The 6,524-nt window shown below is 45.8% G+C and carries 9 protein-coding genes; 5 read left to right on the plus strand and 4 right to left on the minus strand.

Going from position 1 to position 6,524, the window contains the following annotated elements; translation table 11 throughout:
- Positions 1-369: 369 nt before the first annotated feature.
- On the plus strand, positions 370-819 hold the full coding sequence (locus ACFS25_RS31610) for a plasmid mobilization protein (protein WP_381509194.1): 450 nt from the start codon (positions 370-372) through the stop codon (positions 817-819).
- Positions 816-2,441, plus strand: coding sequence for a relaxase/mobilization nuclease domain-containing protein (locus ACFS25_RS31615; protein WP_381509196.1), 1,626 nt, complete (start codon positions 816-818; stop codon positions 2,439-2,441). The genes ACFS25_RS31610 and ACFS25_RS31615 overlap by 4 nt, the downstream gene beginning before the upstream one ends.
- Positions 2,442-2,619: 178 nt before the next feature.
- On the opposite strand, the gene ACFS25_RS31620 is transcribed toward ACFS25_RS31615, so the two are convergent.
- Positions 2,620-3,138 (minus strand): hypothetical protein, encoded by a 519-nt coding sequence (locus ACFS25_RS31620; protein ID WP_381509198.1) that lies wholly within the window; start codon positions 3,136-3,138, stop codon positions 2,620-2,622.
- A 68-nt stretch (positions 3,139-3,206) separates the two neighbouring features.
- On the opposite strand from ACFS25_RS31620, the gene ACFS25_RS31625 reads away from it, so the two are divergent.
- The 3 genes from ACFS25_RS31625 (at position 3,207) to ACFS25_RS31635 (ending at position 4,703) form a co-directional block, all read left to right on the plus strand.
- Positions 3,207-3,542, plus strand: coding sequence for a C10 family peptidase (locus ACFS25_RS31625; protein ID WP_381509200.1), 336 nt, complete (start codon positions 3,207-3,209; stop codon positions 3,540-3,542).
- An 18-nt stretch (positions 3,543-3,560) separates the two neighbouring features.
- A complete protein-coding gene (locus ACFS25_RS31630; protein ID WP_381509202.1) occupies positions 3,561-4,052 on the plus strand; it encodes a hypothetical protein in 492 nt (163 codons plus the stop codon).
- 207 nt (positions 4,053-4,259) lie between these two features.
- The gene (locus tag ACFS25_RS31635; protein ID WP_381509204.1) at positions 4,260-4,703 is read left to right on the plus strand and encodes a hypothetical protein; all 444 of its coding nucleotides are present in this window, start codon (positions 4,260-4,262) and stop codon (positions 4,701-4,703) included.
- Between the two features lie 5 nt (positions 4,704-4,708).
- Here the strand turns inward: ACFS25_RS31635 and ACFS25_RS31640 are convergent, their stop codons facing one another.
- The 3 genes from ACFS25_RS31640 to ACFS25_RS31650 are packed head-to-tail and all read right to left on the minus strand — an operon-like array spanning position 4,709 to position 6,185.
- The gene (locus tag ACFS25_RS31640) at positions 4,709-4,987 is read right to left on the minus strand and encodes a type II toxin-antitoxin system RelE family toxin (RefSeq protein ID WP_381509206.1); all 279 of its coding nucleotides are present in this window, start codon (positions 4,985-4,987) and stop codon (positions 4,709-4,711) included.
- The gene (locus ACFS25_RS31645) at positions 4,977-5,186 is read right to left on the minus strand and encodes a hypothetical protein (protein WP_381509208.1); all 210 of its coding nucleotides are present in this window, start codon (positions 5,184-5,186) and stop codon (positions 4,977-4,979) included. The genes ACFS25_RS31640 and ACFS25_RS31645 overlap by 11 nt, the downstream gene beginning before the upstream one ends.
- Before the next feature lie 45 nt (positions 5,187-5,231).
- Positions 5,232-6,185 (minus strand): replication initiation protein, encoded by a 954-nt coding sequence (locus ACFS25_RS31650; RefSeq protein WP_381509210.1) that lies wholly within the window; start codon positions 6,183-6,185, stop codon positions 5,232-5,234.
- Positions 6,186-6,524: the final 339 nt, after the last annotated feature.

A 6,524-nucleotide genomic window follows, 5' to 3' on the forward strand; every position in this document is an offset into this window, starting at 1 on the left:
AAAAAAACCGCTTTTGAGAGGTAAAAAAGGGGTAAAAAACGACACTTATCCACAACTAAAAAAGCAGCAAATAAGACCGTCAAATTGAAAAGGAAAAAAAGAGAGCAAAAACTAAAAAGAGAAAGAGGGCGCGAAACTATATTTATAGTTATGTGTTCCACGATTTGTACTATTCTCCTATTGGCTACCTTCTCCTTTTCGATTCTCTAGTATAACAGGGAAAGCTAGTTACCCTGTCTTCCCCTGTTATACTCCGTTGATGCCCGTCCTTCTTCGCTGATTCACTAGCCCACCCAGCCATTTGTTTAAATGGCCTTGACATTATGGGTTTGCGGGTGTATTTTTGTTTTCGCTGAGGTACAGCAAGCCATGACATTGTACACACAACTGCCCTCCTATCGTCGGTTGTTGCGCGCCCAATGTCCACCGCCCGGCTTCACGCTACGCTACCGGGCTTGTCTTGGTCAGGGCATACCCCGACACCTCCAGCTACCCTATACCATGGAAACAACGCTATCTAAAACCCATCGTTTGGATCTGCGCGTGACGGAAGATGAACGCAAACAGATTGCACAAAAGGCAGAAGCCGCCGGTTTGAAGGTATCCGAGTACCTGCGCCGATCGGCGCTGGGGTCAAGGCCTGCCGCCACGCTCGCTACCGGTTCTGAAAGTCCAGCCATCCTGACTAAATCCGAACGGGCGCAGCTGGCTAGTATAGCCAATAACTTGAACCAGTTAACCCGCTACGCGCACACAGGCCAGTTTGATTTAGCCGGCATTCAAGCATTAATTACCCAACTTAACCAGCTCCTGGCATGATCGCGAAAACCACCACCGGCCGTAGTTTTGATAGCGCCCTGGGTTATGGGGCCGCGGATCTGACGGTTCAGCAGCGCCAGCACAAACAGCCCAAAGTGGCTCTCCTAGATAGCTATAATCTGATCAGTTACAGCTGGCAAGGGATGGCCGCTGAAATGGCTGCGGTGGCGCAGGGCAGCCGTTGTACCACCCCCGTTTGGCATACATCCTTATCGGCCCAACCCGGCGAGCAACTGAGTGCCGACCAGTGGCGAGCCGCTGCCCGACAGTACTGCACGGCCATGGGAGCTGATCCCGCCCAGCACCAGGTGGCCATCTTCCAACACCATGACACCGCCCACGCTCACGTACACATTTACATTAACCGGGTTCGGCTGGATGATGGCCCAGCTTTGGATACAAGCCATAATTACGCGCGTAATGTCAAAACGACGCGTCAGATCGAGCAGGATCTGGCTCTGCGGGCCTTGCCCGAGCAACGGACGAGTCTACGGGATCACAGCGGGCAGACCCAAGCCAACCGGGCGGCTATCGCTGCGGTCTTAACCCAGGTGCTGGCCACGCAGAAACCGACGAGTCTGGCTGAATTAACCGCCGATCTGACGGGGCAGGGTATCACCACCCAACTAGCAACGAATAGTCAGGGCATCTACGGCATCAGCTTTCGGCAAGGGAATGGCCAGCCCGTGAAAGGCTCCGCCGTGGGCTACAAATACCGGCAGTTGGTCACACAACTGGAGGCCAACCGGGCCGAGTATCAAGCCGAAATTGAGCGACTCAAGCACGAATTGGAGCAGAAGCCTGCGGTGGTGGAGATCCCAGAGCCTGACGCTGGCCAACAAGCCGAAATTAATCGGCTGCGGCATGAGCGAGACGAAGCCTATGCGAAGCGAAATGCCATGCAGGAGGCGTTGCTGAATCATCGGCCTAAAACGATTATTCATGAGGTTGAGATCATTAAAGAGGTTATCCAGTCCGATCCGGCTGACCAGACTCAGATTGAGCAGTTAAAGCAACAGCTCCAGCGCACCTACCAGGCGTATGTGCAGCAAAAGGAGAAAGCCGAGAAATTGCCCGATCTGGTGGATACCCTGGTGGACTTGCGACAGCAGTATGATGGGCTAGCGGCTCAACTGGGCCAGCTCCAATTGGCCTTGGAACAGGAGCGGTTGCGTTACCGGGAGATGTCCGAAAAATGGGCGGCCCACATCGAGAAATATAGCGGGTTAGTGGACCGCTACAACGCCTTGAAAGAAAGCCGTCAGGCCCAAGCCCCTACGCCTTCGATAAGTCCGGTAGTGGCTCCTGCTTCGCCCGCTTCCAGACCGGATGTTGATGGGTCTAAAGGGGTGGATAAGGATTGGGTGGCCAGTATGCGTTATCGCTTACGGCTGGCCGCCCAGGAGTCGGGTAACTGGGCTCAGTTTACCAGCCAGCTCCAATCGGCCTCCCAAACGAAGCCGCCTATCACCCGTCGTAAAGGGACTGATGGTCAGTTCATCTACTCGGACAAAAATGGGCAGGCAACGGCGGCAGAATTAGGCTTCAAAAGGGGGGAGTTAAGGCAACTCATCGAAGCCCCAATCCAGCGTAAAAAGGAGGGTCCAAGTCAGCGACAATAATTGTACTATTTCAAGTCTTGTTATATAACAAGAGTTATGTTAATGAACTATTCCTAGATCAACCCCTCTGTAGAAGCTGTGAAAACAGACCGAATTGTCCTTTCTGCGTGATTTGTTGATCACAGAATTCCCGTGTCTTTAGGTCGGTGATTATATCAACAACTCGATGAAACAAAACTCAAGGACTTCTACGATACCATAATTTAATCGTATAATTTATTGTATCAACTGACCCATCGGCCAATCGTAACACCGATTTTTGGGGAAATCGATCGGTCATCAGTCGATCGGTCGTGGCTTTGTAGGTTAGTTTATGAGGTAACACGTTGTCTACAGCTAAGGTGATCACTGAATCGGCTAATATCCATTTGCCGCTATCGACCTGAATGGTTGATAGCTCCTGCAAACCACCGTTCTTAAAATAAGTTTCGGTGAATTTTCCCCCAGTAGAAAGGGTAAAGGCGTACACATTGAACACTTGAGCTAGTGTACCATTGCCATAGATAGTATCCGTTGGGGTTACCCTGTACTCGGTATGTGTCTTTGCAACAAACCAGGTCGGTAAATGATAAATCTCATGGCTTTCTATAATCCAATTGCCAAGTAGGGGATTAGGCGGGGATAAAGGCGTTAATTCCTGACAGCTTTGTAGGAGACCTGTTCCTAAAAGTATTAGTAGATATGATACAGGTTTCATATTTGTAAAGTAGAGGTATATAAAATTACTACTTCGTAGAGTCAATCTTAAGTTAAATTATTCTAACTATGGTACAGTTAGCAATTTCCCCCACTAACCAAAGTTCGCTACAAGCTGACTTACATGCGGGCTATCCCGTGGTTATGACGGGTTATAAAAGCGGAACAAGCATTAACGGTTACGCTTGGGTTGTCGATGGGTTTTACCAGAATACCTACTACAACCTAGATTGTAGTGGCTATTCACCGGTTTGTCAGGAATCCTCGTCTTTATTTTATCATATTAACTGGGGAGAAGGTGATCAGTCTAATGCGAGAAACGGTTGGTACCAACTGGGTGCATTTGTAATGGGTACTGATACATATAATACCAATCTACAGGCCACTGTGGGAGTGCGTCCCTAATTCACAACTGCAAGCGTTATGAAAAACACACTATTTCCCCCTAAGTACCTTTATTTATCAGCACTCTTGGTTTTATTACCGTCTTGTCATCATGGGTTAGATCCTGACGCCTTGTATTTTTCAACCTTCGGCTATTGGGAATGGGTAAGTACTAGCACTCCGAGTGGCGTTCTCACGCCAAAATCCGAAGGGTATACCCAGCAGATGCAACGCATCGTAGATGACAATCCGAAGGGTACTTATGCACTCAATTATTTTGCCTTTTACAAGAATGACACTCTCCAGCACCGCTATAAGGAAGTCGAAAACCAAACTTACATCGCTGATGTTGTCCGCAACACGGTTATTGTGAATTATGATACACTTGGTTATTTAAAGTGGTATATAATCCCTAATAGTCGGTTAATTAAATTTAGTCAGGTACGCAACCCTTATAGCCTAGCTCCTGATACAATCGTGAGTACGTACACAACTGATCCCTACCTAAAGGCAAAGTTGTATCCTTATTAGAAAACGTTCTTATGATAATAGACCAAAATTTTCTGTTGTATAATCAATCTTATGATAAGCTCTTTACCTAATTTCGTTTGCGCTGACAAAACCTAGGTTTTGTATATACCTGAAAAATCCTCTAACTATGTGTCTGACAAAACGTCTGACATAACTGTTATGGACCCAATTAATGCAAATACAAAACTGGAGTTACGTCAGCAACCTATGAAAACGACACTGACAGAACCGGAGTTAAGTCAGCAACCCGTAGAAATGGTGTTAACAGAACCGGAGTTACGTCAGCAGCTCACAGAACCGGCACTGACAGAACTGGAGTTAAGTCAGACAAAACTCGAAACAGACAAAAATAAAGGTGGACGTCCTCGTAAAGCTCCCGATGTAACACCTTGGACAGTTCGAGGTGTGGATCTGGAAACACGAACGGCCATAGAAAAGGCTGCAACACGAACGGGTAAGACTATTGGTCAGTACATGAATGAAGATTTACGACAGTATGCTCAAGAACAGCTGAAAAAAGGGAATCAGCCACCCATGAAACAGGAAGACTTACGTACTGAACTGGATGATATCAAAGGCATGATTACCCAACTTGCCGACCGAATACCGGTGCAGGAAAAAAGAGGGTTCTTCCAACGGTTGTTTGGTTAGCGTTTCTATTCATAAACATCTTTACGATGGGCTATCTTCATGATGAAGATGATTATCTGCTCATTTTCTATCGTGTAGATAACACGGTAATCGCCCACTCGAATCCGGTAGTAATCATCTTGGTCGTTACCTGGCATATCGAAGTTCTTCAACTTCTTATGGCCATATGGTTTTGGCTCCTCTGCTAGATCCTGTATTTTTTCGAATATCCGGTCTTGCATCTTAGCCGGAATGCGTTTTAACTCCTTGGCCGCTGGCTCCGTAATGACAATCCTATAAGCCACGGCTTGCCAATATTTCGTTTTTTACGTCTTCAAAAGGGCGCGTAGGCTCACCACGGCGCTCTATAGCATCAAGGGTATCCATTAGATCTTCTACGATCTCCTGCACAGCTTCATTGGTCAAATCTAGCTGCAAAGCCGTTTTTTCCCCTTTACTGTTCGTGACGTAACTAATGCCTTGACGGATTGCGGTTGCGTTCATTTGCTTATCCTTTAGTTGCTTAAATAACAGCTTTACTACGCTTTTTTACTTCTTATCGAGACCAAATTCTTTCTGAAGGATTGAGCGGATATAACCAGGCTTGTTTTTAGTTCGATCAAGTTTGCCCGACGTTTGCAGTTTGTCCGCCCGATCTGCAAATAGCTTGACGTTTTCGTGCGTTTTAAGGGCTTCTAAGGCCTGATCTAATAGTGGTGAGTCTTTCCCAAAGATTTGACCTAAAAACCTCATGACAAAGACGACATCCTCGTTCTTTGCCCTTTCCTGAGCTACTTGCTTCTTTTTAGTGTGAATTTGAAAGGTCCATCGTTTAACAGAACCTCCGCGTCCACGTCCTCCTCGTTCTTCGCTATAAGTGAAATAGATATCACTTATGCCATCTTCGTACATCCTCATTAACTCAGCCTGAGCTACCTCAATAACATCTCGTTTTAACTGAGCTGTGGGGAGCTTGATACAAAGTACATCCCGAAGACCATCCGGTGTAAACTCAAATTTCCCAACGGATCGCCACTGACAGCACCACTCATAAAACCGTTGAGAGAACTTGCTCGCTAAAGTCATGACGACAGTTGCGTCCAGTACTGTAAATCTCTTTGTAAGCTCGTAGAGATAGGGCAAAACATCTCTAGAAATGCTTACCTCTAGTCCCTTGTTCTTCTTATATTTCCCTCTTGTTACAAAGCCAGTTTCTGTCCAACTTCCGTCTGTTTCATCGATCGAGAAGTCCTTTTTGCGTAGACTAACAACTGCCTTACGATAGTCTCGAAAGCGATTGTCATTAGGATCTGATTTCTTCATTTGATCTTCCATGATAAATAGGTCGAGATCTCTGTTAAAGAAGTCGTCTGTAATGCCATCTTGGACGGTTTTCATGACCTCAATGAGAGACAGATATACCAAGCGCTTTTCTGTTGTGGTATAGTCATATCGAGCTCCAGTGATAGCATTAGTCTGTTTAAACGTATCAATCTGTACCATAAGAGTCATTTTATGCATAAAAATAAACAAAAAGCATATAATAAGTAAATATAATGCCCATTTTTCCGTCAATTACGCATAAAATACCCCTATAATCTCCGTCAATTACGCATAAAATCCCGTCAATTACGCATAAAATACCCCTATAACTTACTAATAATCAATCAGTTACAAGGTCGTAAAGTTTGCAAAAGTAATATTTGCTAAAGTGCAAATGCAAAAAAACCGCTTTTGAGAGGTAAAAAAGGGGTAAAAAACGACACTTATCCACAACTAAAAAAGCAGCAAATAAGACCGTCAAATTGAAAAGGAAAAAAAGAGAGCAAAAACTAAAAAGAG

The organism is Spirosoma flavum (assembly GCF_042686045.1).
GTDB lineage: Bacteria > Bacteroidota > Bacteroidia > Cytophagales > Spirosomataceae > Spirosoma > Spirosoma flavum.